22 protein-coding genes and 3 pseudogenes are annotated in these 23,966 nt (G+C 59.6%); 11 read left to right on the top strand and 14 right to left on the bottom strand.

Annotated features, from left to right (window positions below):
• Nucleotides 1–392: 392 nt before the first annotated feature.
• Nucleotides 393–716 (bottom strand): hypothetical protein, encoded by a 324-nt coding sequence (locus tag FJ960_RS29605; RefSeq protein ID WP_181174317.1) that lies wholly within the window; start codon nt 714–716, stop codon nt 393–395.
• Between the two features lie 556 nt (nt 717–1,272).
• On the opposite strand from FJ960_RS29605, the gene FJ960_RS25565 reads away from it, so the two are divergent.
• Both FJ960_RS25565 and FJ960_RS25560 read left to right on the top strand, forming a co-directional pair.
• Nucleotides 1,273–1,536, top strand: a complete 264-nt coding sequence (locus FJ960_RS25565; protein ID WP_140717720.1) for a hypothetical protein — start codon at nt 1,273–1,275, stop codon at nt 1,534–1,536.
• Nucleotides 1,536–2,213, top strand: coding sequence for a nucleotidyl transferase AbiEii/AbiGii toxin family protein (locus tag FJ960_RS25560; RefSeq protein ID WP_140717717.1), 678 nt, complete (start codon nt 1,536–1,538; stop codon nt 2,211–2,213). The genes FJ960_RS25565 and FJ960_RS25560 overlap by 1 nt, the downstream gene beginning before the upstream one ends.
• A 41-nt stretch (nt 2,214–2,254) precedes the next feature.
• On the opposite strand, the pseudogene FJ960_RS25555 reads toward FJ960_RS25560, so the two are convergent.
• Nucleotides 2,255–2,593: pseudogene (locus FJ960_RS25555) on the bottom strand (tyrosine-type recombinase/integrase); the annotation flags it as partial.
• Between FJ960_RS25555 and FJ960_RS25550 the strand changes: the two are divergent.
• Together FJ960_RS25550 and FJ960_RS25545 are read left to right on the top strand one after the other, a co-directional pair.
• Complete coding sequence (locus FJ960_RS25550; protein WP_140717715.1) at nt 2,564–3,373, top strand: DUF1403 family protein; 810 nt, start codon at nt 2,564–2,566, stop codon at nt 3,371–3,373. The pseudogene FJ960_RS25555 and the gene FJ960_RS25550 sit on opposite strands and share 30 nt — an antisense overlap.
• Nucleotides 3,374–3,375: 2 nt before the next feature.
• Nucleotides 3,376–4,070: pseudogene (locus FJ960_RS25545) on the top strand (SMC-Scp complex subunit ScpB).
• Nucleotides 4,071–4,112: 42 nt separating this feature from the next.
• Here FJ960_RS25545 and FJ960_RS25540 read toward each other — a convergent pair.
• The 7 genes from FJ960_RS25540 to FJ960_RS25510 all read right to left on the bottom strand — a co-directional run bounded on the left by FJ960_RS25540 (nt 4,113) and on the right by FJ960_RS25510 (nt 11,392).
• Complete coding sequence (locus tag FJ960_RS25540; protein ID WP_140717713.1) at nt 4,113–4,637, bottom strand: RES family NAD+ phosphorylase; 525 nt, start codon at nt 4,635–4,637, stop codon at nt 4,113–4,115.
• Nucleotides 4,634–5,020 carry a DUF2384 domain-containing protein gene (locus FJ960_RS25535; RefSeq protein ID WP_140717711.1) on the bottom strand — a complete coding sequence of 129 codons (387 nt, stop codon included), beginning with the start codon at nt 5,018–5,020 and terminating at the stop codon, nt 4,634–4,636. Before FJ960_RS25535 ends, FJ960_RS25540 begins: the two co-directional genes overlap by 4 nt.
• A 219-nt stretch (nt 5,021–5,239) precedes the next feature.
• On the bottom strand, nt 5,240–5,704 hold the full coding sequence (locus tag FJ960_RS30015; protein WP_246672957.1) for a DNA methyltransferase: 465 nt from the start codon (nt 5,702–5,704) through the stop codon (nt 5,240–5,242).
• Nucleotides 5,704–6,003, bottom strand: a complete 300-nt coding sequence (locus FJ960_RS30010; protein WP_246672951.1) for a hypothetical protein — start codon at nt 6,001–6,003, stop codon at nt 5,704–5,706. The genes FJ960_RS30015 and FJ960_RS30010 overlap by 1 nt, the downstream gene beginning before the upstream one ends.
• Before the next feature lie 374 nt (nt 6,004–6,377).
• Complete coding sequence (locus tag FJ960_RS25525; RefSeq protein WP_140717709.1) at nt 6,378–6,659, bottom strand: hypothetical protein; 282 nt, start codon at nt 6,657–6,659, stop codon at nt 6,378–6,380.
• Between the two features lie 690 nt (nt 6,660–7,349).
• The gene (locus FJ960_RS25515) at nt 7,350–8,300 is read right to left on the bottom strand and encodes an OmpA family protein (protein ID WP_140717707.1); all 951 of its coding nucleotides are present in this window, start codon (nt 8,298–8,300) and stop codon (nt 7,350–7,352) included.
• Nucleotides 8,204–11,392 (bottom strand): DUF6212 domain-containing protein, encoded by a 3,189-nt coding sequence (locus tag FJ960_RS25510; protein ID WP_140717705.1) that lies wholly within the window; start codon nt 11,390–11,392, stop codon nt 8,204–8,206. Before FJ960_RS25510 ends, FJ960_RS25515 begins: the two co-directional genes overlap by 97 nt.
• Nucleotides 11,393–11,627: 235 nt before the next feature.
• Between FJ960_RS25510 and FJ960_RS25505 the strand changes: the two genes are divergently transcribed.
• The gene (locus FJ960_RS25505; protein ID WP_140717703.1) at nt 11,628–12,641 is read left to right on the top strand and encodes a glycosyltransferase family 2 protein; all 1,014 of its coding nucleotides are present in this window, start codon (nt 11,628–11,630) and stop codon (nt 12,639–12,641) included.
• A 38-nt stretch (nt 12,642–12,679) separates the two neighbouring features.
• Here the strand turns inward: FJ960_RS25505 and FJ960_RS25500 are convergent, their stop codons facing one another.
• Nucleotides 12,680–12,970: a hypothetical protein gene (locus FJ960_RS25500; RefSeq protein ID WP_140717701.1), complete on the bottom strand. Its 291-nt coding sequence runs from the start codon at nt 12,968–12,970 to the stop codon at nt 12,680–12,682.
• Nucleotides 12,971–13,115: 145 nt separating this feature from the next.
• On the bottom strand, nt 13,116–15,797 hold the full coding sequence (locus tag FJ960_RS25495) for a DUF6212 domain-containing protein (protein ID WP_140717699.1): 2,682 nt from the start codon (nt 15,795–15,797) through the stop codon (nt 13,116–13,118).
• Nucleotides 15,798–16,027: 230 nt separating this feature from the next.
• Between FJ960_RS25495 and FJ960_RS25490 the strand changes: the two genes are divergently transcribed.
• Nucleotides 16,028–16,543, top strand: a complete 516-nt coding sequence (locus FJ960_RS25490; RefSeq protein ID WP_140717697.1) for a hypothetical protein — start codon at nt 16,028–16,030, stop codon at nt 16,541–16,543.
• 275 nt (nt 16,544–16,818) lie between these two features.
• A complete protein-coding gene (locus FJ960_RS25485) occupies nt 16,819–19,308 on the top strand; it encodes a sulfatase-like hydrolase/transferase (RefSeq protein WP_140717695.1) in 2,490 nt (829 codons plus the stop codon).
• 351 nt (nt 19,309–19,659) lie between these two features.
• Here the strand turns inward: FJ960_RS25485 and FJ960_RS25475 are convergent, their stop codons facing one another.
• Complete coding sequence (locus tag FJ960_RS25475; RefSeq protein ID WP_140717693.1) at nt 19,660–20,724, bottom strand: UDP-glucuronic acid decarboxylase family protein; 1,065 nt, start codon at nt 20,722–20,724, stop codon at nt 19,660–19,662.
• 490 nt (nt 20,725–21,214) lie between these two features.
• Here FJ960_RS25475 and FJ960_RS29600 point away from each other — a divergent pair, with 490 nt between their 5' ends.
• Together FJ960_RS29600 and FJ960_RS25470 are read left to right on the top strand one after the other, a co-directional pair.
• A complete protein-coding gene (locus tag FJ960_RS29600; RefSeq protein WP_181174316.1) occupies nt 21,215–21,373 on the top strand; it encodes a hypothetical protein in 159 nt (52 codons plus the stop codon).
• 302 nt (nt 21,374–21,675) lie between these two features.
• Entirely contained in the window at nt 21,676–21,909 is a 234-nt protein-coding gene (locus FJ960_RS25470; RefSeq protein ID WP_140717692.1) for a NepR family anti-sigma factor, read from the top strand.
• A 25-nt stretch (nt 21,910–21,934) separates the two neighbouring features.
• On the opposite strand, the gene FJ960_RS25465 is transcribed toward FJ960_RS25470, so the two are convergent.
• Nucleotides 21,935–22,672, bottom strand: coding sequence for an alpha/beta hydrolase (locus FJ960_RS25465; RefSeq protein WP_246672950.1), 738 nt, complete (start codon nt 22,670–22,672; stop codon nt 21,935–21,937).
• Nucleotides 22,673–22,894: 222 nt separating this feature from the next.
• Here FJ960_RS25465 and FJ960_RS25460 point away from each other — a divergent pair, with 222 nt between their 5' ends.
• Nucleotides 22,895–23,149: a helix-turn-helix domain-containing protein gene (locus tag FJ960_RS25460; protein WP_140717690.1), complete on the top strand. Its 255-nt coding sequence runs from the start codon at nt 22,895–22,897 to the stop codon at nt 23,147–23,149.
• 166 nt (nt 23,150–23,315) lie between these two features.
• Nucleotides 23,316–23,558 carry a recombinase family protein gene (locus tag FJ960_RS29595; RefSeq protein ID WP_181174323.1) on the top strand — a complete coding sequence of 81 codons (243 nt, stop codon included), beginning with the start codon at nt 23,316–23,318 and terminating at the stop codon, nt 23,556–23,558.
• Nucleotides 23,559–23,609: 51 nt separating this feature from the next.
• Here FJ960_RS29595 and FJ960_RS30005 read toward each other — a convergent pair.
• Nucleotides 23,610–23,924, bottom strand: a pseudogene (locus FJ960_RS30005) (PAS domain S-box protein); the annotation flags it as partial.
• Nucleotides 23,925–23,966 lie beyond the last annotated feature (42 nt).

Here is a 23,966-nt window from a genome sequence, read left to right as displayed (position 1 = left end):
AGTCCGCTTGCGGCTCCATCGCAGTCGTTTCCTTGCCCATATGAACTCAATGCGATCGGTAGGACCTCAGTATCCGCCACGCGGCTAAATGCCTGAAAAAAGTTTGAGTAGTCGAGATCTTCCGTTAGATTCTTTGATTCTTTCACGAAGCCGCACTACGCCAAGATACCCAAACTGCTCGACAAAAGGGAGAGACGTGGTCGCTCGCTTTGCGTCGGATGTCGCATATCGATAATTCATGATCTTGTCCCAATAATATTCCAACGATGCGACATGTGCTGCCTTAAACAGCCCCTTTTCAATCATTGCGTCGATTTGGTCGAGGTGATCGAAGAAACGATCGAATGAGTATCGGTATATAAGCCCATCAGGATTATTTAAGGTCTCAAGGTTTAGTGCTGGCTCAAGTGCTTCTCTAAAACCCCCGGGCCATGTCTGATAGTTCTTGAATTACAAATGACTGTGAAGCGATTAGGGACAGTTAGCGGTCCGACGCTGCAGTCCAAAGCATGACAGGCGAAGGACAATTCCGTATTTTTGAGCGGCCACGGGATAAAGCCGATCTCGCGCCGGCCGCGATCCTCAAGGTCGTGGATGTCGAAGGCCCAGTGCGCAAAGATGCGGTCGGCGGCCGCACTCGATCGCTCCCAGGCAACAAAAAAGCGGTTTTCGCGCGGCACGAAATCGAACCCCTCGGGATTGGCGTCGAAAAACACGGTGTCGCGCGTGCCGTCTGCCCCGACCTGGCGGAAGACACGGTTTTCCAGCTCGGCCGCTGCGCCTCGCGCAGCTCGCGCTCGATGCGCGTCCGGCGCGACAGGAAACTGCGCATGTGGACGATGCCGCCGCCGGAGCGGCCGCGCACCCGTAGACTGGCCCTGCGAGCTGTTGTGTCTCGACCGCGGAACCGCGCAAAACCCAGGTCGGCTCGAACAGATCGTCGACTTTGCCGGGACGATAGTCGGGATCGACCACCGCGCCGGCCAGAAACTCGATCTCGCGGCCGAGCCAGATCTGCACGAAGTCGGCGACTCCGGGACCGGTCGGGCCAAAGGCGGAGGCGGTGATGCCCCGTCACTCTCGGGCTCCGGTCGGTGGGAAATCCGCGCTTTTTTTCGTCAAGGGAACGCCGTGCGTCGTCGTCGGAGATCTTGGAGGCGATTTTGGCTGATTTCGCTCACGAGAACAACGCTGACGTCGCAGACCGCCGGTGGGTGCGGAAGAGGGTGGCAACTTGCGACAAGGCTGAAACGACTATATCTTGCACGCATCATGAGCAAGCATCTAGGTTCAGTCCTGACGACGGTGAACGCGCCCTACAGTGATCAACTGGACGACGTGGCGCTGGCGCATTGCCTTGCTGATATCGATCTGGCCAAGCAGCATCCCGGCCATATTAGCGCCTTTCTCGGCGAGGTCCCTCTTGCCCAGCAAGTCGAGTTCGCAACCGCGCACCACATCGCGGTCGACGACCTGAAGGCGTTTGCCGCCAAGTTCTCTGCCTGGTCCGGCGAGAGCTATCCGCTCGCCGCGTAATGGCTGGACGCGACAGCCGGCGCCCTTCCGAATGGCGGCGGCTTTTTAGCATCGCCGTAGATCTGATTGACCAGCTTCGGGAGAATGCCCGCGGTTACGACTTCGAATGGTCGTTTGGCGGTGGGACGGCTATGATGATCCAGATCAGCCATCGCGAAAGCCACGACATCGATATCTTCCTCGACGATCCTCAATTGCTCGGATTCGTTGACCCTTCCAGGAGCCGTCTGCGCTTTGACCTGATGCCATCGGACTATCAGGGTGACGGGCTGCGATATCAAAAGTTCGCCTTCGAAGGAATCGGCGAAATCGACTTCATCGTTGCCGGCGCGCTGACAAAGGCCCCATTCGATACGCGCGACGTTGAAAGCAGGACGGTGCGGCTCGAGACCATTCCCGAAATCATTGCCAAGAAGGTCTACTATCGTGGATCCGAAGCCAGGCCCCGCGACATCTTCGACATTGCAGCAGCAGCCCGGTCGCAACGAGGCGCAGTCGTCGATGCCTTGCGCGTGTTTCCGCAACAGGTCGCGCGCACCAGGGAACGGTTGGAAAGGCTTAATCCGGAATTCGTTAGCCGGGCCATCGCGCAGTTGATGATCATGCCAGACTACGAAGCGTCGGCCGCCGACAGTCTGGACGCCGCGATCGCTGTGCTTGACGACGCGTCGATCTGATCGCCTCCCCTACGGGTCGCTGCGGGGAGGGTGGGGCTTTTCTAGAGTCCCGACGCCTTGGTGAGGTTTACCCGAAAGCGGTCGCGGCGCCGCTGATACTTGCGCGTCATCTCGGCGGAGGCATGGCCGAGTTGCTTTTGAACGTAGCGTTCATCCACCTCTGCCGAGGAGGCAAGCCCGGCGCGCAGCGAATGGCCGGCGAATTTTCGCCCGCGCTCGCCCTCCGACAGATCGCCACGCACACCGGCGGCCAAAGCCGTGCGCTTGACCAATCGTGCAACTTCCTGGTCGTTGAGCCGCTCGGCGCCAACCGACTTGCCCTGGCCGGTGACCCGACGAAACAGCGGCCCATGGCCGATGCGGGCCAGCTTCAGCCAGGTCGACGGCTGGCGCTTAGCTGCGCCGCCGCCAGCATGCGGCTCGCTGGCCGGGCCGAGGATGCGGCCGCCTTGCGCGATGCCTGGCATTTGCGTCCCCCAGGTGCTGATCCCGGTCCCGCCGGCGCCGTCTTTGGCGCCTGGCGGCAGTTGGCCAGGCAGCCGCCCGCCGCTACGCCCGGCCGGCTCGGGAAGATATTCGACCAGCTTGGCCTCCATTGGGACGGCGACGCGCTCGCCGACCTCTGCACGCAGATCGAAAAACTCGCGGTATCCCAGCGGTCGGCGCCGTTCGACGCCGCGGCGATCGCCGCTGAGGTCGTCGCCATACGTCCCGATGCCGAGCTCTTTGGCTGGTGGCTCGCCGACCTGGTACTGGCGCAACGCCTAGGCTGGCCGCGCCCGCTGCCGCTCCTGATGGGGCAGGTTTTTGAGCCGGCCTTCCGTGGCGGGGCCGGTGGTGGCCGGCGCATCCGGCCCGGAGACAAGAATTTTGAGCGAGCGGTTTGCATCGCGCTCGTTGCGGCCGCCGCGGACGCTTGTCGGTTGGCCGCCGAGTTGTCGCATCGTGCCGAAAGGCTCATCGCCATCGCACCGAGGCTCAGGGCAAAGGGGGCGGGCGATGTGATCCAAAGACTGCTCGACGACGACGCCGTCTCCGGATCGCTGACGACCAAAAACCTGTCCCGCTTTGCGGCGCGCCGTCTGTTCGATCGGCTGCAACAACTCGAGGCAGTGCGCGAGCTCTCCGGCCGCACCAGCTTTCGGCTGTTTGGGTTGTAGGGATGAGCGAAGCGTCTGCCCACCGGAAGCCAAACGTTCAGCCGGCACTGCTTGACACCGAGCTCGAGCACCTGCCGTCGGAACTGCACTGGCGCGAATGGATGGGTCGGGTCGAAGCGGTGATTTTTTCCGCCAGCGAACCGGTGACACGTAATGTCCTCGCGCGGGTGGTGGGAAGAAACTGCAATATCGAGCTGATCATCGAGGACATTCGCGCCGAGCTCGCCGGCCGCCCCTATGAGCTGGTCGCGGTCGCCGGCGGCTGGCAGCACCGGACCAGAAAGGTTTTTGGCGACGCCATCCATGCAGCCTTCGGCACGGCGGGGCAGGGGACAAAAGAACTGTCGCAGTCGGAGGTACTCGTGCTGATGTGCATTGCCTATTTCCAGCCGATCACCCGTGGCGAGCTGTCTTCCTTCTTCGGCAAGGAGGTGTCGCGCGATCTGATCGGCGTGCTGCGCGCGCAGGACCTCATCGCTTCGGGGCCGCGCAGCCCGCAGCCGGGCGCTATACCTATGTGACGACGAAAACCTTCCTGTCCCATTTTGGCCTCGACACGCTGCGCCAGCTGCCGGATTTCGAGGCGCTCGAGGACGCAGGACTGCTGTCGAAGGAGAAGCTGCTCGCCGGCGGTATTCCAGCCGGGTTGGCGAATCGGGAGGGCGAGGACGATATCGTTGAGGACCAGGTGCCATGAGCGGGGCGTTGTCGCGATGCGACCACAGAGACAGTCGATGACTCAGGACCAGGACGACTGGTCATGCGGCAGCCGGTGATCGGGATCGTGAACCGCGACATGATCGCCGTCGACAAGATTGGCCGGAAAGATCACCAGATTGGTGCCGCCGGCGTGACGCAGCGATGGGAACAGGATGCCGCGAAGCCCGGCCGTGACGACCAGGTCCGCGAGCTTCCACGATGGCGGGATCTTCTTGTCGATGCGAGCGGCCTGGCGCCAGGCACAATCCCACTCCTTCCACGAGCCATCCCAAGTATCCGGGTCGAACCCCTGTGAAAGGTCGACCACCTCGGCGAGCGTGATCTTGTACGCCGCAAGGGTGGCTGGCGGCGTGATGCTGGCGCCCTGCTTGTATTCCTCCAGCGCTGTCTGCGTCGAACGGGACAGGTAAAGTGCTTCGATGCCGGGTCGGTTGAAACGACCGCCGTCCATCGCCGCGCCTGCACCGCTCGTGGGCAGGAAAGCCCATTTGGGTGTCAGATAGCGATGGAAGATCTCGGCGGGGCCGACGCGGGTAACTTTCACCCGCGCGCCCCATTCTCGAGATCCCGGATGAAGGCCAGAACCGCTTCGACCTCACCGTGAGCGACGAGTTCGGCCGCCGTGCGATGGCCATAGTCGGCGATCGGTTCGTTGCGATACCAGTAGATCGCCTTGTCGACGTCGCCAGTGAGTTCCGTCGCAGCCGAGATCACCTTGACCATTTCGCGCATCCGACCCTGCAAGCGCTCCGATGACGGATTACGAAGCGTGTTGCGGTGGACGCCCGTCAACTGGGCCAAATTGGCGACCTTCACGCCCAGCGCCTCCGACAGGCGCTTCGGCGAGATATAGGGTGTGCGCGGCTCCTGCAAGCTATCGACAAAGCCCGAGATCACCGTGGAATGTGCTAGCTGTGCGTGGGCCATGACAATTCTCCGACCGCTCATACGCACAATATATGCACATTTCAACGCATAGCAAGTGAACGGAAGCCTGGCCCCTTCCAGCGCACTGCCGTCCTTCCTCATTCTCGAAGCGGTTGCTAACGGCAGTGACGCGCATCTCGGTCACTTCACTGGCGTTTTCCGCCTACCAGACGCGGACATAGCTGCCTCAACACCTAGGCGCCGCGCGACATGCTATGCTCATAGCGCCGATGATTCTGCACAGGAGGCAACGCTGCGATCAGGGACGAGACGCGACCGCGCACACGGCGCGGAAGGCTCACTAACCGAGCGCAAGTCGAAGCGCTTCAGCCTCTTGGCTATCAGATTGTCGAGCCGATACCGTCGCCCGTCCTTATCAACGTGTACAAACTTGGTCGCGATGTAAGCAGGGTTATTGGGGCGGTATTGCCTGTGAAACGGCGTCTGGCGAGACCGCGCGTAGAACAGCAGTACGTCATGGCTGACCCCGAACCGGATTGCAGCGTTGTTGGTTTCGCCGCGTCCGGCTTTGCACTTCCATACGATTTCGTTCCGGTAGCACTCGTGCCCAAATATGGAATCGAGCAGAAGCTTTAGGTAGTGGCTCGCGGTTGGATCGCAGTGAAGGTAGAGCGACCCGCTTGGTTTTAAGACCCGACGTAATTCGACCAACCGGACGGCCATCATTGCCAGATCATTGCGTTGTCGCCGAGCCATGCGCGAAACGATCTAATTAGCAGCCCGGTATCCCCGCCGCCGCGCACAACTTCATCATATGCAACAGCGGCTGTCGGACCCCAACCCCAAGTATCTCTGAATGCCTCCGCTTGGGCTTCCGATGGTATGCCCTCGCGCTCTTTGAACAGCACGTTGTAGGTGGCATTCGAATTAAATGGCGGATCCATGTAGACAAGATCAACGCTCTCATCTTTGATTTGACCACGCAAAACGTCAAGGTTATCGCCGAAGAATAACTTGTTCATAGCAATACTCCCCGGCAATAGAGTTGCAGGCTGTGGTTAAATGTTTGAGAAGGTTGATTTATTAACGGAAGCTTACGCGGTGGAACACTCGGCAGTGCCGGCATTCACCCTTCCTTCATCATATCAGCACATGCTCATAAGCGGACATGCTGATGTATCTCGTACATGCCTAAAGGCCCCGGTGCAGACCCAAGTGCCGGGGCTTTCCTTTCTGGGCCTACGGGACGATAGCGCCTGACTTGGCGGCAAGCCTGTCTAGCAGCTTGCGGGATTCCTCGATTATGCGGCGCGTCTCTTCGATGTCTGAGCGAAGATTGTCAATATGTACCACCGCCCGTTCCTGATATAGGCGCGCGCTTATGTTGAAGTAGTCGTCAGGTTCCCACGGTTCCATGGTCTGGCGAGGGTGGTGGCGCCGACAGACGCCCCGTTTCAACCTCAAAAAGGATGCTGGCTCGAAAAACCAAATCACCGCCGCCATCTTTGACTACGATCACCAGCTTGTGGTCATCGCCATCCGGAAGCGCGTTTCTCGTCATCTCTGCTAGTAAATTGATTGCTTCATCCCTGACAACGGCAACGTCCTGGCACTCTGTGCCCCCATCGTCAGGGAAGCTCGTTCCGTTGTTGTCGAGGTGGAAATAATAGAGCGCCATTCCGCCCCACCTAGAGCGGCGTCATGGATTTCCTAGAGGATAACGCGGGCTTGGTATAATGCGTACAAAATTGCCGGCCTGGCAGGATCATATTCCTATCTCACTTTGGGTTTTTCAACCAGATAATCGCCATTTTGGCTGACATAGGCAGAGACAATGTCTGCCGTCAGCGCGACCAGATCGGCCGTCACGCCTTCGTTTTGATCACTCAATTATTCGCTCCCTGGTATTGGGTCAAATTGTCAAATCCGCTTCGCCCATTGTATATCGCAATTGTGAGCGATGCCGGGATAAATACTATTGCGGAAGCTGTGAGATTGGGCTCTGGCGAGCGGCCAACCCCAGAGGGCATCTAATCCGCCTGGGCCGCCGAGCTGGTGATAGTTGGCGAACGGCGGTCACGCGGCCGGTTGAACAGGCCGCGCGGAGAGGTGGATTTGGTTACATGCGTCAGACAACGCCTCGCAGAAGTTAAAGCTGGTCCTGCTCTTCGCAGCCGCCCAGCGTTGGGATTGGCATTCGCGAAGACAGCTGTCCGTTGCCCCGAAGCTATTTGCAGCAATGAGTTTCAGCAAGCGGTTGCTGGTCCTCGTTCATCTAGACTAATGGAAGGTGAGAGAACCGTGTCGGACCGTGAGTGTGTTGGTGTCGACTGCGACGCCCGCCGATAGGCAAGGCACGCCAATGGACCTACATCAGCGATGCTGTAGCCATGCGGTTTTTCGCGGTGTTCGGCTTCTTGTCGCCGACATAGTCCACATTCGTGTCGATCAGCCGATCGCTCTCGATGCCGGCAGCGGTCAGGATGTCCATGATTGCCTTGACCCGTTGCTTGGCCAGCCCCTTGTTCGTCTTGGCGGCATCGGTGCCGGCGATTTCCTTAGCGGCCATTGCCGTCAGTTCCACATTGCAGCGCGTATCCCTGATGCTGGCAGCGAATTTATTGAGGGCGCGTTTGACCTTTGATGAAATCACCGACGATTTGCTGTTGAAGAAGAGCGCGATCTGGACAGGGCTGCGTTTTTCATACTGCCGGCACGAAATCCCTTGCTTCGGCAGAGTATACAGGATGGCGCTCCGCGCCTGGTTCGTATCGGCGACACTGTCGTCGACCCAATGCGAAAGCGCCAGCACCATCTCAGGCTTAACGCCCTGGTCTTTGAGGAAGTCGCGGGTCGCACTAAGCCTGCGACCGGCGATGCCGTCAGCCTTGTCGTAGCCCCCTTCCTTGCTCGCGGTCGCATAGAGTCTGTAGCCGCAATCATGCCCCGTCTCCTTGACGAAGGCCGCCAGGCCCTTTGCGGTTTCGTCGGAGATCTTGCCATCATCCTTCTTGAACAGGACGCGGTACGAGTTCCACTCGGTGCATTTGGGTCCGAGATCACGCTCCTGCGCCGCCGCCGTGAAGAATGAACCGCTGATCGCGACAAAGAGCAGACCAAGGGAAATACAGATAACGGCTCTCATTCGTCTCCACCCTCCACGCTTGCGCGCTCTGTTATTCTTCAAGCCCCGGTCACGGTCGCGCGATTGACGACCGCTCGTCAATCCCAGATCAGCAGCAGTTTGCGCCAGAACGCATTGGACGGCATCGGTTTCGAACCACGCGGCAGCCGGACGGCCAGATAGATCGTCAGCCATTTGCGATCGATCTCGCGGACTGAAACCTTCAGATCATGCAACTCGAACGGTCTCGAAACGCGCGTCCATCCGGAAAACGCCAAGGCGCCGACCGGGGCGTCATGTTTCCAGACCAGTTTTTCTTCCTGTTTGCCAAGCGCCATGGCGAACTCGAAAGGCGACGCATCCTCGTGAGCGATTTCCACCGTTGCGATGACACTCCTGGCAAAAGCCGGAAACGTGGAATTTAGCGCGGCCACCACGGGACCATGCGTGCTTGGCCGCAGGAAGATGCCGCCATCCGATACGAGCAGCACCGGCAACTCCGTAGGATAGTTGGTCACAAGCGTACAACGCTTCAACTCGTCACCGATCAGCCGGCGCGCGCGTTGCCGCTGCTGCGGCGCGTTGAGGCGCGGGTGCTTCGCGCCGGTCGAGACGACATTGCGGAAGTGGATGGCCGAAAAGCCTCCAAGCACCTTTGCGTCCGGCCGATTGCCGACGCATCTGACGGCAAGCAGCAGGTCGCGTCTGCTGGCTGCGGGAGAATTGAGGACCGCCGCGATCTCGCGGGCTTCGTGCGGGCGGCTGATGTCGGCCCAACCGTTCCCGCCACCATCGTCGAGGAGGCGGGCGAGTTGGTCGAAAGTCTCGTTTTCAGCGTCCACGATTGCGATCTGAAACTGCGCGGGTCCTGTCAGCGCCTCGTCGAGATAGATCCAACAGTTCGCACTGATCGTGCCGGCCGGACATACGCCCTTCAGCAGCGCCATTGAGACGGTGTTCCCTGTGGCCTGAACGAACAGCTGGTCCGGCGATTGTTCGACATAGCTCAGCAGATCCGCATCGGTATGTGGATGCGAGCCGACATGGGCGCGGCGCAGCGCTTCGGCCGACAGGTAGCGCTCGCTGTAAAGCGAGGAATGGAGTTCCGGCACTGTCTCCTCGGCGGCGGCATTGAGCAGGTCGACGACGCCCAGCGTGAAATCGGAGCGCCCAGCGCGGGCGAGCAGCGAAATCGCCGTATCGGTCCTGCCTTCCCGCGCCGCTATCTCCGCCAGCAGTTGCATCGCGTCCGCCGAGTTGGCGGAAGCGGCGCTCAGCCGCAGATACCGGTCGTCGTTGACCCGCAGTTCGAGGTTCCAGAGGTTGAGATCTTTTTCGTGATTTGCGGTGTTCGAGCTGATGCCGAGTTGAACGAACAATTCGGTATGCGCGAAATTATGCTTTCTGAACACATTGATGATCGGCCGGCGGTTCCTCAGCCACCCGGCATTGCGGTTCATGCCCGTCGGCGATGACCGGTACCAATAGAGTGGCTCCGGGACCGTGACGATCTCGAGGCCCGCCAGATCGGCGCGCAGGAAGAATTCCCAATCACTCGCCGAAAAGCCGCGCTCCTCGTTGAGGTACCCGATCTTGTCAAATACCTCGCGCCGGAACATCGCGTTGGCGTCGCCATATGGATTGGTGATCAGTGCGATGTCCGGCGGGCCGCCGACCGGGAAGTAGAGCATATAGCCGCTCTGGGTGTCCGGCGGCACGAAGGGCTCGTTGAGCCATTTGGCAAATGTCGTGCAGATATCTGCACCGGACTTTAGCATGCCGGCCACCAACGTACTGACCGCCTCCGGGAACAGCGCGTTGTCGTCGTCAAGAAACAGCACCAAGGAGCCCTTGGCGGCGCGAATGCCGGTGTTGCGGGCCTTGCCGAGGAAGCCGTTCTTCTGCCGGATGATGCGCCAGCCGCGCTGCTCGAACTCGGGTTCGACTTCCGCGAGCAGGCGGATTGCTTCCGGATCGGTGCTGCCGTCGTCGACGACGATCAATTCGATATTGGGGTAGTCCTGACGTCGGACCGATGCGATCGCCTGCGGCAAAAGCCGCGCCCGATTGTAGTGCGCCGTGATGATCGAGACGAGCGGCAGGCGGCTCCGGCCGCGGCCGGCCGCTTTGGCGGGCTGCCGGCTAATCATGACGTGAAGTTTGCTCCACGCCTTCTCGCGCGCGTCCCTGTCATGCAAGGGCTTCGCCGGACCGAACGCGCCGCCCTCCAGCACTGACGCGATCTTGGCCGCGATCGCTGACGGCGACGCCTGCATCATGACGGCGTCGGCGGATTTCGGCTGAAGCAGCCCCCTTATGCTGCCGACATCCGTCGCGATGAAGGGGATTTCCTCGTCGAGGCACGTCACCACGTCCAGCGGAAGCTGCGCGGCCGAGTGCGTGATAGCCACGAGCGCATGGCTTTGCCGTAGATAGCGGAAGATCTCGGACTCGTCACGAATTGGCAAGAGATTCAACTTGAACGGCCATTGCCGGGCGCGACGCACGATCATGCCGCCAGAATGTTCGCCGAGCACATGACCGAACGCGCCGACGATCGTCACGGTCAGGTCGGTCACGCCGCTGTCGGCCAGCCGGTCGACCGCGTCGCAGAACAGCGTCAATCCACCCCGCGCCTCGGTTCCCGAGAAATGGATCACTTCGGCGGCGGGCCGTTGCCGTGGCCTGTATTGATCGGTGAAGTTCGAACGCCACTCCTCCGGTTCCAGCGGCGTCGCGAGGTGATGACTGGCCGGCAGTTCCCATCCCGCCTTGGTCATCCAGTCCAGCAAGGACTGGCCGGTGACGACGAGATGGTCGCAGGTCTCGGCGGAAGTCCTTTCCATATGCGCGACGGTCATTTGCTCCTTGCGTTCGACCGCCTTGACATTCGCCTCCAGATTCCACATCAGCGGCTCGTGCGCGAGCACCACCAGAGTGGGAGGATCGGGAAAGACACCCGTGCGCTTGGCAACTGTCGGGAAATGCGCCAATCCACCTTCAAGCGCGAAATAGACGACGTCGAAAGGGTTCTGCTTGAGGTAGTGATACACGGCTACCGAATTCTTGTCGCTGGACTCCAGCCCGCGCAGCAATTCGGGGGAGGGCGGCAGCAGTTCGAGCCGTACTAGGAAATTATTAAAACACCATTTGGCAATCCTTGCGATTTCCTGGTCGTCAGGCTGGCCGCCAAACGGGGTCGGCACCCACAACAATGTGACGGTGTCGCCCATTCTCGCCAGATGCTGCGCCAGCGCATATGTCGCCGACGCTGGATCTGCGGTCACAGTCGAGCCGAACTCGACTTCGGAAACGACACACACCCTGCGGGGTTTCTGGCTTGACTTCCGCTTCGGCGCGGACGTCGCGCCTGCCTTTGAATCAACGCTCAATCAGTCCCCCTTGATCATTCGCCGCAAGTCGGCAGTCTTGCCAACAGGAGGATAACACTTTGATAATTGTCTATCGGGGATAATTGCCGGCGTTCGCTTGCCTCCTCGCAATCCGGATTGACGACGTTCCATGCTTGCCAATCGATCTCCAAAACACCTTGAACGGCTGGACGATCGTCCCATTGACATGCGGAAGGAGGAGATCCTGTGCTTCGTTGCGCTACGCAACGAATCGATATTGCTGCCACATCTTCTCGCGCACTATCGCGGCCTCGGAGTCGATCGGTTCTTCTTTCTCGACAACGGCTCCATTGATGGCACGCGAGAGCTGATACTCGAGCAGCCGGACAGCCACTGCTTCCATACTGGAGGCTCGCATTTCGCCGAGAACATCACCCCGCCGCATTGGATCAACACCCTGATGCGCGTCTATGGTTCCGGCCACTGGTGCCTGTCGGTCGATGCCGACGAACTTCTCGTCTATCCTGATTTCGAACGCGTCGACCTGCGCCGGTTTCTCAGCTACCTCGATTCGACCGGCGCCGAGGCGGTGATCGGGTCTATGATCGACATGTATGCCGACGGCCCGCTGGCCGATTGCAGGTACGATGGCAAGATCCCTCTTGTAGATGCTTCCCCTTTTTTCGATCCGGAGCCGGGATGGCTGCGCGCGCGAGACGGCCTGTATCCCCCGGAACAGATGTTCGGCGGGGTCCGCGAGCGCGCTTTCTGGCAGGGCCGCTTCAAGCAGACTTTTCCGCCGTGCCTGACCAAGGTCTCGATCGTCCGGTGGAGTAGGAGCACTTATTACCAAGCGGCCCAGCACACCATTACCAAGGTACGGTTCAGCGAACTGCGTGTCGCTCTCTTGCACTTCAAGTTCGTCTGGGGTTTCCACCAGAAATCGGCGTCCTCGCTGACTGAGAACGTGCAACTGAAGGAAAAAACGCTCGAAGAGCGCGCTGCCTATATGGAAGCTCTAGAGCGCGATCCGAAACTCTCGCTTCGAAACAGCCGGTCCGTCCGCTACCGAGGCGACGCCGCGCAACTTGTTGAACTCGGCTGGATGAGAACTTCGGACCGATACGCCCACTACGTCGCGCAAATGGCTGAGCCGCGGTCACGCGGCACCGCGTCCACCTAAACGTGACGATTTGTTGAGCCGCAAGCTGCGGACGACGCTCAACCGCCGTAGCGGTGTCCGCCGTCCCCGCCACCGTTGTGGCCGCCACCCGCCGCAAATTGCGACAGGCTGTTGAGAGCCAGCGCTTTGCAAGCCGTCGGTGCGTTCGGATAACGGTGCAAATAGTCTTCGAGCGCCTCGATGGTTCCGATTTTTAGAGCTTGCTCGCAAGCGAGTTCTGCTTCCTTGACCGGAGCAACTTCAATTTGTGCCTGCGCCGCGTTGGAAAAAGCGACACTAATCCCGAGAATACTTAGGCCGCCCAACAACAGCGATTGGATTTTACGCATGACATACGCCTTTCGCCACATACCCCAGCCGATGAGTATATTAGCTGTTAGTAATTTGTCAACCTTACCGGGAGGTTACCGAGGTGCATCTGGGGAGTTACATGCCGTTAAGCTTAACAACGGCAATGTCGGCCTGGCGGCGCGTTCAGTTGCTGAAAAGCGTCAGTTGTCGAAAAAAGGCATTGGTCGGTCCCTTGGGAATACCCGCGAACCGAACCGCCACGATGATCGACAGCTGCATCTTGCGCCGCACGCGAAGCGCTGCGGTCAGACTGTGGCGCGCGAACTTATCCTCAACGGTCGTCCACCCGGAAAAAGCGATCGTTTGGGCTGCGATGTCTCGGCTGCAGTCGATGATCAGATCGGGCCGGGCGAGGGCCAAGCCAAAGTCGATCGCCGGAGCATCGGCATGCGCGACTTCCACAATCGCTTCCAGCCTGCGGAAGAAGGATGGGAACCGAAGATCGAGCGATGCGGCGACCGGCCCATCCTGATGTGGGCGCAGGAATATGCCGCCGTCCCCCGGCGCCACGAGCAGCAGCGGAAGTTCCGAAATACGGGGCGTGAGCAATCTGGCGCTCGACAGCGCCTGATGGGCGAGGCTGAACGAGCCGACCCCCTCGGTCTCTTCGATAATGTCTTCACCTGCCTTGGCCGGGGCTTCTCCCAGCAAGGCCTCCACAGTGCGGGATCGGCCTGTAGACGCGGCAATGGCGGCGAGTTTGCGGATCGCCGCGTCGCTGTTGGGTTCGAGATCGCAGAGCGCGAGATAGTGTCGATTGGCAGGGTTGTATTTGAGGTTTTCTCGCGCGCTTTCGATTTCGGAGGATGCCGTGTTCTGGGCGACGGCCAACTGATAAAGCTGCCCGGCGTCAGCAAACCGGCTTGCCACGAACGCTTCGATGATGGGACGGCGATTGTCCTGCCAGTTCGAGGTTCGGAACATTCCGTCCGGCTTCGAGCGGTACCAGTAGAGCGGTTTTGGAATCGGCCTGATCTTCAAACCGGCAAGTGATGCTCGCGCGAAGAACTCCCAGTCGTGCATGGCATAACCGGGCTCTTCTCTTAGGAAACCGATCTGCGAGAAAACGGATCGCCGCACCATCGCATTGGCATCGCCGTACACATTCTCGATCAGGCCGAGCGCGTCGGGACCGCCGAGCGGCAGGTATTGGATCAGCCCATCGGCCCGATCGTCGGGCACGAAATCTTCGTAGAAGATCAGCTGGAATGCGGTGCAGATATCCGCGCCCGACTTCGCCATGGCGCCTACGAAATGGTCGACGGCTTCCGGAAACAGCGCGTTGTCATCGTCGACGAATAAGATGAGTTCCCCACGCGCAGCGCGGACGCCTGCATTTCGCGCGGCGCCCAGATGTTTGTGGGGCCGGCGCAGGATCTTCCATCCGCGCTGGCAGAATATCGGCTCGAGTGCGTCCAGCAATTCCCTCGCCTGGTCGAGATCGCTTCCGTCATCGACAAGCACCAGCTCCAGCCTGTCGTAGGTCTGTGCTTCGACGGCCGCGATTGCCTGTTTCAAGTAGAGCGGCCGGTTGCGATGAGCAATCACGACCGAGACCAGCGGTGACGTCGCCGGCTGTCTGCGTGTTTTCCGCGACAGCGAAATATTGCGTGTATCCAGCCAAGCTTGCCGGCGGTGGCCGAGCGTACCAATCCGCCGCGGGCGCGGCGGCTTGTCGAGCGCGTCCCGGATCGCCCCCGCCAGGTGGACGGCGTCAGGGTCGACCGGTTGCGGTTGTCTTGCCTCCGCGCTCCACGCCTCGGAATTGGCGCCGACGTTGGTCGCGACAAACGGCACTCCTGCCGCGATGCATGCGGTAACGATCTCGCCGGTCGGTGCGGCCAACGCAGGTATGACGGCCAGGGCGCCGCACCGCAGCGCGTAATCGAGCTTCGCCTCCAGGGCCGCGGCAGGCAGAAGCCGAAGCTTGAATGGCCATCGTTCGGCGCGGCGCAGCAGCAGCCCGCCGCTGTGCTCGCCCATGATCTTGCCGAACGAACCGAACGCCGTGACCGTGAGGCCTTCAGGCGCCGACGGTGCGAGGATGTCCATCGCGTCGCAAAACAGCGTCGGGCCATCGCGGAGCCGCTGGGCGGAAAAAACGACGAGTTCTCGCCCGTTCTCGCCTTCGGAGGCCGGCCGCGAGCTTTGAGCGATGCCGGGCCCAGTCGGCAGCATCGGCATCACGGTCGACTTCCTGACCTTCCAGCCCTTTGCCAGCATCCATTTGCGCAGCGCGGCCGAGGCACAGAGCGTCCTATCGGCCATCTCGGCGCAGTATTTCTCCATGTAGGCAATGGCGAGCGCCTCGGTGCTGCCCATGAATGTTTTGTCGGCCTCATGCGCCCATTCTTCCGGGGTGCGAGCGATGACGACGACCGGGGGCGCCGCGAATGCGCCGGTCTCGGCCGCCAGCAGGGTGAAATAGGCCAGCCCGCCCTCGAGAGGCGCATAAACCAGATCATGACTGGACTGCTCGAGATAGTGCAGCAATGCCGCCGAGCGGCTCTCGGGCGTCGCCAGCGAGGGCAGCAACTGGTCAGACCGGTCGAGGACCTCGAGCTCCACGGAGGCGGCGTCGAGATCTTTCCGGTGCGCCGCTAGCTCGCCCAGGGATAGCTTTTGCCGGCCGGCAACCCACAGCAGAGTAACGTCGTTTCCGTCTTTGGCGAAGAGCGCAGCCAGATCGCGAAGTGCTGTGGTGTCTTCGGCGTCGCGGCGGCCGATCGCCTGCGTCACCATGCAGATGCGCCGACGTGCTGCTCCCGGCATCAGCAGCGTCCTCGGTTTGCTTTCCACCGCCATTGAAGCTTCCCTTAACCAAGTCCCGATAGCAACGCCGTCACGCTCACCTTATTCTATTCTCGCGCGGATTTACTTTTCAGTGATCATCCTTTTGCATCTTTGGTAAACCAAGGCCGTCAACCAGTCTTCAAACCGCTGCGCAATCAATCGACTGTTACAAATTTATCGACACGGCATAACCAATCTTTACCCCTCCCGGCTAACCGTTCCCGCCATAGCAGGAGGCACAAATGAAAACGATAACGAAGTTTCTCGCTGCACTCGCTTTGATGGGCGCGTTGATTCCAGCGAGCTCGGCGCAAGAGTTGCTGCGTCCGCGCATCCACCCCGGCGCGGCCAATGTCAAGACGATCAGCGGTGATCGCGGCGGCTATGTGATAGAATACGCCATCCGCGTGCTGAAGATGCGCCGCAGCGGCGGCTTTGTTCGCTTCAGTGGTGCGTGTGACTCCGCCTGCACGCTTTATTTGTCGATGCCCATGAGCAAGGTCTGCGTCACGCAGGGAGCTTCGTTCGGCTTCCACCTGCCATATGGCGCCGACGCGCGCGGCAATCAGGTGGCCGCGAACTTCATGATGAAGAACTATCCTGCCTGGGTTCGCGGATGGATCGCTAAGCGCGGTGGGCTGAAGAATTCCATCGCCACTATGACATACGCCGACGCCAGCCGCTTCCTCCCGACCTGCCCGTCCGAGCAGCGTTTGAGCGTCGCGAGCCTCAGCCCGACGCGCCTGCGCGGCGGCTGATCCTCGTCACCAGTGCTGGAATAAGCAATGGCGGGCGTTTCACTGCGCCCGCCATTGCCGTTTAAGACGGTCGCCTGTCCGGCAAATTCTGTGGCTTCCAATCGTTCTGAGTTAACCAGTTCTGAAGAGATATAGTTAACTCACAGTTGATTTCGTTGACTCTTTCTTGGCTGGGGTCGATTTATGAGCGCGGGTTTGAAAGCGCAGGCCGGTTTCTGGCTGGTGTGCGTGCGCGATGTCTTCCAGCAGGTCGTCGGCGGTGGCGGGTAAATTCCATGAGTATCGGTAGCAGCAAGGTGGCGAGCCGGGCTGAACGCGGCCCGATGGAAGCAAAGACAAAAGCGGCTTTGACGCGGGATGTGCGTTTCCGGCGCATGTCGCTGCGCATCCTTTGCACGAGCCTGTTTTCATGGCTGCTTCTCGGAGCCTACCGAGGTGTCATCCTCGATCGGCAAACGACGTTTCAGGGTGTTCTGAGCTCCATTCCTGTTGGATTGGCGGCCAGCTACTATGACCTGGTCCTCATCGCATCGCTGACAACAGTAACGCTAATCCTGCTTTTCCTTGCCAAGGCGGGTCGGCTCGCGTCAACGGCGATCGTCTTGCTTTTCTATCTTGTGGTGGTGGTGGCGCTGGCTTGGGGGTTTGCCAACATCAATCTCGTCAAGATGCTCGGTGAGCCATTTACGTTCCAATGGCTGGTCTACGGCGACTTCCTGCAGAATGAAGACGCCAAGAACGCCATGGGCGATGCCCTCAATGCGACGGACGCGGCTATTCTTTGCGGGTCAATCGTGGTGGTACTGCTTCTTGGCTATCTCGGAGGCAGGCTTTCCCAGCGGCTCGGCTCGGTGGGTCACAAAGCTATGCTGGGCCTGCTCGTCGCTGTTGTAGGCGTGGCCTTGGTCGGCACGGGCTATCACGTGAGTGAGGAAGGGCTACCGGCGTCCAAGATCCAAAATCCAATCGTCTATTTTGCCCGCTCGGCCTGGTTCAGCGCGACGCCGGTTTCGTTTGCCGTGAGTGCTGGCACCGATGATCCTGATGTCGCCAGCGTCGGCGAGCGCCCTCCGGAGACGTCAAGCTTCAAGGCGCCTGCGCCGAACCCGATCAAGAACGTGCTGATTTTCATGATGGAGTCAGTGCCGTCGAAATACATCGAGACCTTTGGCGGGCGGTATCCGGTGACGCCGAATATCAACAGCTACGCCGCGGATTCCATTCGGTTCGACAAGATCTACGCGCATGCGCCTTCCACGCATTACTCGATCTTCTCGCTGCTGACCTCGATGTACAACGACATCTCGTTCTACGGGATGACAGCCAAATATCCGTATCTGCCGCTGGATACGATTTCCAACACGCTGTCCAAGCACAATTTTCGAACCGGCTTTTTTTGGAGCGCGGATTCTCGCTTTCAGCGGGTGAACGAGTTTCTACTGAACAAAGGTCTGGATGTCATCCAGGACTTCCGTGGGCAGAAATGCACCACCCCGACCTTCAAGCTCAGCTCCGACCAATTGACGAATATGGATTACAACAGTGATCTGTGCACCGCACAGTCGATCATCGACTGGATGAACAAGGATTCGGAGAAGCCCTTCTTCGGCATCATGTTCACGGCGATGACGCATTATCCGTACATCACCGACAGCCCGATGTTCTCGAAGAAGATGACCCCGCCCTCGCACGACCAGGAGCTGGTGCACTATTCGGATGACGAGAAGTTCAACGCCTATCTCAATGCGCTCAGAGTTGGCGACGCCGCGCTCGGCGAAATTCTTGCATCGCTCAAGCAGTCCGGCAACCTGGATTCCACCCTCGTTGTAGTGCTCGGCGACCATGGCGAGGCGTTCGGGGAGCATGGCGACTATATCCATGCGACCGCGATCTACGACGAGAACGTCCACATCCCGCTGATCATGATCAACAAGCACATCTTCCATGATCAGGTCGCGCATCCGGTCGGCGGCATCATCGATATAGCCCCGACGATCTTGGACATACTCGGACGTCCTCTGCCCAAGCAGTGGCAGGGACGCAGCCTTTTCAGCGAGCAGCGGCCGAACAAGACCTTTTTCTTCAACCCCTGGGCCGGGTCCTTGCTCGGCTACCGCCAGGACGATCGAAAGGTAATTTTCAACGCGACCACCGGCAAGGTCGAAGAATACGACCTCAAGACCGATCCCGGTGAGAAGACGAACCTCTTCAAGGAGGATGCAAGCGACCGGAGGGCGCTGCTGCAGCCCATCGCGGGATGGGTCAAGTCGCAGAAGCGGCGCGTGGCCAACCTAGTCGCGGCCACACAAAGCGATGCGGGGCATTGCAACGCCGCAAGCCTGGAGATCAATGCGGCCGGCACCGAGTACCAGGGACCGCCCCACTTCGACGTCTTCGTTGACGGCAAGCGGCTGGCCGAAATCTCGGTCCAGGGGAAGGAAAGCAAGGCGTCGACTGGTGAGGAGCGCGTTGCGGAGCTGAAGGAGGCGGCCACCAACGCGCAACCGTTTCGTGTCGACCTCAGCGGCACGCCCAATCCAAAGTCGATCGAAATTCGCTATGTAAACGACCAGTGGGCCGGAGATGGATTGTCCGGCGATCGCAACCTGTTGATCAAGAGCATTAAGGTGAACGGGCAGCTTGTGCCTGACAGCAAGCTGCATGTCGACCAGCAATCCCATGGCTTTACCGATGACAGCGGGACCGCCATGTACACTAATGGCTCGCTGTGGGTCAGCGGCCCATTCATCGAAGGATGCATGTAGAGCAGAGGATCGCTAGCCGAGCGCTATTGGATATCGCCTAATGCGCGGCGGCTTTTGGCAACGACGTGTATCATTGGTCGCGTAATAATCCGCCGGCTCGCTGACCGACTCGCCGACATAGGCGAGGGCGCGAAATGGACGATCGCCTGCGGCCGGTGAGTGCCGATCGCCTCCTGCAGCCCGTCGCGGTCGCGCATCGCCGACGACCAGCGGACCCCAGGCCACGCCCCTTTCATTACCGCAACTCAGATTGTCATGGGTTACCGGCCAGGTAGCCCGCGGCAGAAAGCTGCTCGCAGGTGTGGCTGCTGATGAGGCCGGCGCCATCCGTCACGAGGACGGGTAGGCGCGTCATAACGCCACTACCTCTCTTACGGACGCGGTCCGAGCGCGCTGCGAGGTGGCGAACTTGCGGCCGCCCAGCAATGCGTCGAAATAGGCCGTGGTGTGCGCAAGTCCCTCGGCGAGCGCGACCTTTGGCTCCCAGCCGAGGTGTTCTCTGGCGAAGGAGATGTCGGGCTTGCGCTGCTTGGGGTCGTCGACCGGCAGTGGCCGGTGCACGATCCGTGAGCGGGAATTCGTATAGTCGATGACAAGCTCGGCAAGTTCCATGATGGTGAACTCGACGGGGTTGCCGATATTGACCGGATGCTGCGGCGCCTCCGGCGCATTCACCAGCCGGATGAAGCCCTCGATCAGGTCGTCGACGAAGCAGAAGGATCGCGTCTGCGAGCCGCTGCCATAGACGGTGATGTCGTCGCCCCGCAACGCCTGGACGATGAAGTTCGACACCACGCGACCGTCGTCGGGCTGCATCCGCGGACCGTAGGTGTTGAAGATGCGCGCGACGCGGACATCGATGCCGTATGTCCTCGAATAGTCGTAGAACAATGTCTCAGCCGAGCGCTTCCCTTCGTCGTAGCAGGAGCGCGGGCCATGCGTGTTGACGTTGCCGAAATAGCCTTCGGGCTGCGGATGCACCAGCGGATCGCCATAGACTTCCGAGGTCGAGGCCTGGAAGATCTTCGCCTCGTGGCGTCGGGCGAGTTCCAGAAGATTGATCGATCCGAACACGTTGGTCTTAAATGTGTGGATGGGATCAGCCTGGTAGTGCGGTGGAGACGCCGGGCAGGCGAGATTGTAGATTTCGTCCACGACGAGGTCCTGCGGCAATGCGTCGACGACGTCGTGTTTGATGCAGCTGAATGCGGCGTCGCGCTCTATTCCGGCGAGGTTGTATTTTTTGCCGGTGTGGAAATTGTCCAATGCGATCACCTCGTATCCATTGCCAAGCAGTCTTTCGCACAGATGCGAGCCTAGAAATCCCGCTCCGCCAGTGACCAGGGCGCGGCCCCGGTCGGCGCGCCTCCGTCCCGACTTGGTGTCGAGCCTCAGAACCTTGATCACCCTACCCATGATTGCCCCTTACGCTCATGCGTTGCCCCTCTGGTCGAACGCGTGTTCAACCAGATCCAAAACACAGCGATCCCCCTTTAGGCGGGATCAGTCATAACCGATGTGCGTCGTAAAGAGTTCGCGGAGTTGTTGCCGTACGGCTATTTGCTGCCATTCAGCGTTGCTTCGCCCCTACTCTCGATCCGCGAAGATGATTGCCACCGTCGCGGACTGCTCGCCCAAATTGCACGCCCAACGCATATAAAATATACCTGCACGAAAAGCAGTCAACTAAATTAGCCCATTCTTAACCTCACTCGTTTGCGATTGGTTAATCATCGGCCGTGCGGGGCGATGAACCACAGCCGTAAGGGTCCCAGATGACGACGATATCCACATCGCGGGCACAGAGAGTGGCAAATGGACGAGCTTTGCCGACCGAGCCGCCCAGCCCCGGCTAACAGCAACGGTGTCGCAGCGCTGTTACTATTCGCCTTTTGGAAGGTGACGCATGACGCCGTTCGACTTCAAGATCACCGGCAATGCTACGGTCGAGCGGTGGGCGGATGAAGCCGCCATGGTCGTCTATCTCGGCGACAAACGCTACAGGTCGCCTGGTCTCCAAACCTCGACTCAAAGGCGCGATCGTCGTGGCGCAGACCTGCCGTGACAACGCTGCCAATTGGTACGAACTAGTGAAGGACATGGATCTAGATGAATGACAGCTCTGCCATCCAAAGGTGTATGTTGCCAATCTATTTTAGATAGAGCTTAATGAAGGTCTGCACCGGGGTGGACTGGTCCCCTCCAAGTACCCCCGCGAAGATGGAGGTCGATTGGGCTCCTGGCCTAGTCGGCCTTCTTCGCATGGTCAATCGCATAGGGCCGAAAGTCCAACTTCAATTTCGATTCAATTTCGGAACGATTCGCCGGCTCAGGTGAAGGGCGGAGATACTGCGGGACAAATCCGACATGAGCTATCGTGACAGTGCGAACGAGCAGACGACTCTAGCTGCGTCTGTCAACGGTCAGATCAGCTCAAAGGCATTGAAGCACTATACGGCGATTTTGCCCATCTTCCAAGTTGACGAAACCATCCCGGATCGGTTCAAAGAACTCCTTGAACGGCTGGACCAAGCAGAAGCCAGCCTCCACGAGGAACCTCCCCGATGGCACTTCGATGGTTTAGTCCTGCAGTCCCTGTGACCACGGGTGAGATGGGCTTCACATATCACTGCTCCAACGTCGAGGGCGCTGCTGCCGAGTTAATGAAATGGAGCATACGCGGCCCGCATTGGGAGCGAGCAGTCCGCGTCTGCATGGCCTGGAATAGCAGCAGCCATTTGTCTACCCGCCTCGACCGGGCAAACTCGATCGCGAACGTGCATAACAAGTGTTGGTACCTTGACCTTCGGAAGAGTTCGCGAACATCGAGATCACCGACGACTTCAAAATACTGTGCTGCGCACTCAGGCGAGATCGTCCGTCGTTGCAACTCATTGAAGGCTTCGATCTGCTCTTTGGTGCCTTCAGGGAGAAACTGTGACGAAAACAATTGACGAAGCGTCGGTTCGTCCGATCCCCATCCTAGACGCATCAAGGTCGTCATAGCATCGCGTTTCTGGCGCTCCTCGGGCGAGCGCTTCCGTCCGCCCAATGCAAAGCCGCCGTAGAGGATGAGATGTGACACCTTTTTGGGGTGGCGCACAGCGTAGGCAATCGAAACGGCACATCCCTGCGATGCGCCGAATAACGGGAAGCGCGTGAGACGTGCCGCATTAGCAACGGCTTCCAAATCGCTCACCCAGTTTTGAAGTGAAAGCTCGTCCACATTCCTATCCGACATTCCATTCCCTCGCGCGTCATAGCGGATAAGGGTGTGTTCGCTTGCAAGCCCCTCTAGTAAATGATGCCAGACAGGACTCTCCCAATCATACTCCAAGTGGTTCAGCCAATTGGCGGCCTTCATGAGAGGTGGTCCGCTCCCAACCTTAGCCCACGCAAGCTGAACACCGTCTTTCGCGTGGCAGGGGCGGTTCTCACGAAGGGTGCGATGAAACGCAGCGCAGCAAGCTTGCCCGCCCGTCGGTGGTATTGAGCGACCCCAGTCGGTGGTCAACTCGCCTTTTTATACGCGATGGCGTATATCACTACTTTATACGCTACCGCGTATCACTGCTGAAGGCTTACCATGATGGATGTTATCGCGCGCAACGAAAAACAGCTTGGCGCCATACTACGCCGAGCCCGCCGGAAGGCTGGCCTTACGCAAGGTGCGCTTGGAGATCGAACCCACCTTCGCCAAGGCACTATATCGCACCTCGAAGCGGGCAAGCCTGCAGTGCAGTTGCGTACATTGATGGCGGCACTCTCCTCCCTCGATCTTGAACTCGTCGTCCGTCAGCGCAGCAAAAGCAGCGCCGCTGACATCGAGGATTTGTTCTGACGAGACCGTACGCGGTCCCAATATGCCTGTATCGTCAATTCTGGATAACGTATATTAATCGAAACCATTATGTTTCGACATATCTCGGACTGTAGCCTGCTGAGGGGTCACTATAGTGACTGAGCTCACAACTGATCTCCGAATTCCTGCAGCTCAGTACATTCGCATGTCGACCGAGCATCAGCGGTATTCATTGGACAATCAAATCGCGGCCATTGCTGAGTATGCTGAAGACAGAGGCTTTGCGGTTGTCGAAACCTATGCCGACGCAGGTAAGAGCGGGTTGAGCTTGAAAGGAAGAGATGGCCTGAAGAAGTTGCTCACCGACGTCGTGACGGGCCAACGGGCCTACGCCGCGATACTGGTATTGGACGTAAGCCGGTGGGGCCGATTTCAGGACTATTTGTGAGGCGCCCAGCGCCACTTGCAGGCGACGCTCGCTTTCCGACAGCGCTGCCTCAGCGCGTTTTCTGCGGTCGATATCCACCGCCTGCACAGAGAGGTAACGAACCTGGTCCTCGTCGCCATCCATCAGGGTCACGGAAGTCAGCGCCCAAATGGTCTCGCCGTCCTTGCGGATGTAGCGTCGCTCTGCCTGATAACCCTGGATCTTTCCGGTAATCAAATCTTCGGTCTGCGTGCGCGCCGTCGCCAAGTTGTCGGATGAATTATTGTCGTGAAATGGATGCCGACACACTCGCCGGCCGTGTACCCAAGCACATGGCTTCCGGCCCGATTGGGATCGTGTCCCGCGGCGTGGTGTAGCTGGCGGCATTGGTCGCCGTGCTCTCCGGCATGGGCCGGGCTGATCAGCGCG

The sequence above is a fragment of the Mesorhizobium sp. B2-3-11 genome (assembly GCF_006442215.1).
In the GTDB taxonomy this organism is placed as follows: Bacteria; Pseudomonadota; Alphaproteobacteria; order Rhizobiales; family Rhizobiaceae; genus Mesorhizobium; species Mesorhizobium salmacidum.
Note: the sequence above shows the minus strand (reverse complement) of the source record. Positions and strands in the feature narration are given on the sequence as shown.

What these genes read in the sequence shown, in the direction of transcription:
- FJ960_RS29595 (WP_181174323.1), top strand. Translation starts at nt 23,316, where the DNA reads ATGTCGACCGAGCATCAGCGGTATTCATTGGACAATCAAATCGCGGCC.
- FJ960_RS25485 (WP_140717695.1), top strand. Translation starts at nt 16,819, where the DNA reads ATGAGTATCGGTAGCAGCAAGGTGGCGAGCCGGGCTGAACGCGGCCCG.
- FJ960_RS25535 (WP_140717711.1), bottom strand. Translation starts at nt 5,020, where the DNA reads ATGGCCCACGCACAGCTAGCACATTCCACGGTGATCTCGGGCTTTGTC.
- FJ960_RS25550 (WP_140717715.1), top strand. Translation starts at nt 2,564, where the DNA reads ATGGCCGATGCGGGCCAGCTTCAGCCAGGTCGACGGCTGGCGCTTAGC.
- FJ960_RS25525 (WP_140717709.1), bottom strand. Translation starts at nt 6,659, where the DNA reads ATGGCGCTCTATTATTTCCACCTCGACAACAACGGAACGAGCTTCCCT.
- FJ960_RS30010 (WP_246672951.1), bottom strand. Translation starts at nt 6,003, where the DNA reads ATGAACAAGTTATTCTTCGGCGATAACCTTGACGTTTTGCGTGGTCAA.
- FJ960_RS25490 (WP_140717697.1), top strand. Translation starts at nt 16,028, where the DNA reads ATGAAAACGATAACGAAGTTTCTCGCTGCACTCGCTTTGATGGGCGCG.
- FJ960_RS25505 (WP_140717703.1), top strand. Translation starts at nt 11,628, where the DNA reads ATGCTTGCCAATCGATCTCCAAAACACCTTGAACGGCTGGACGATCGT.
- FJ960_RS25495 (WP_140717699.1), bottom strand. Translation starts at nt 15,797, where the DNA reads ATGGCGGTGGAAAGCAAACCGAGGACGCTGCTGATGCCGGGAGCAGCA.
- FJ960_RS25470 (WP_140717692.1), top strand. Translation starts at nt 21,676, where the DNA reads ATGAGCTATCGTGACAGTGCGAACGAGCAGACGACTCTAGCTGCGTCT.
- FJ960_RS25460 (WP_140717690.1), top strand. Translation starts at nt 22,895, where the DNA reads ATGATGGATGTTATCGCGCGCAACGAAAAACAGCTTGGCGCCATACTA.
- FJ960_RS25560 (WP_140717717.1), top strand. Translation starts at nt 1,536, where the DNA reads ATGGCTGGACGCGACAGCCGGCGCCCTTCCGAATGGCGGCGGCTTTTT.
- FJ960_RS30015 (WP_246672957.1), bottom strand. Translation starts at nt 5,704, where the DNA reads ATGGCCGTCCGGTTGGTCGAATTACGTCGGGTCTTAAAACCAAGCGGG.
- FJ960_RS25465 (WP_246672950.1), bottom strand. Translation starts at nt 22,672, where the DNA reads ATGAAGGCCGCCAATTGGCTGAACCACTTGGAGTATGATTGGGAGAGT.
- FJ960_RS25565 (WP_140717720.1), top strand. Translation starts at nt 1,273, where the DNA reads ATGAGCAAGCATCTAGGTTCAGTCCTGACGACGGTGAACGCGCCCTAC.
- FJ960_RS25500 (WP_140717701.1), bottom strand. Translation starts at nt 12,970, where the DNA reads ATGCGTAAAATCCAATCGCTGTTGTTGGGCGGCCTAAGTATTCTCGGG.
- FJ960_RS29600 (WP_181174316.1), top strand. Translation starts at nt 21,215, where the DNA reads ATGACGCCGTTCGACTTCAAGATCACCGGCAATGCTACGGTCGAGCGG.
- FJ960_RS25475 (WP_140717693.1), bottom strand. Translation starts at nt 20,724, where the DNA reads ATGGGTAGGGTGATCAAGGTTCTGAGGCTCGACACCAAGTCGGGACGG.
- FJ960_RS25515 (WP_140717707.1), bottom strand. Translation starts at nt 8,300, where the DNA reads ATGGCTGACGATCTATCTGGCCGTCCGGCTGCCGCGTGGTTCGAAACC.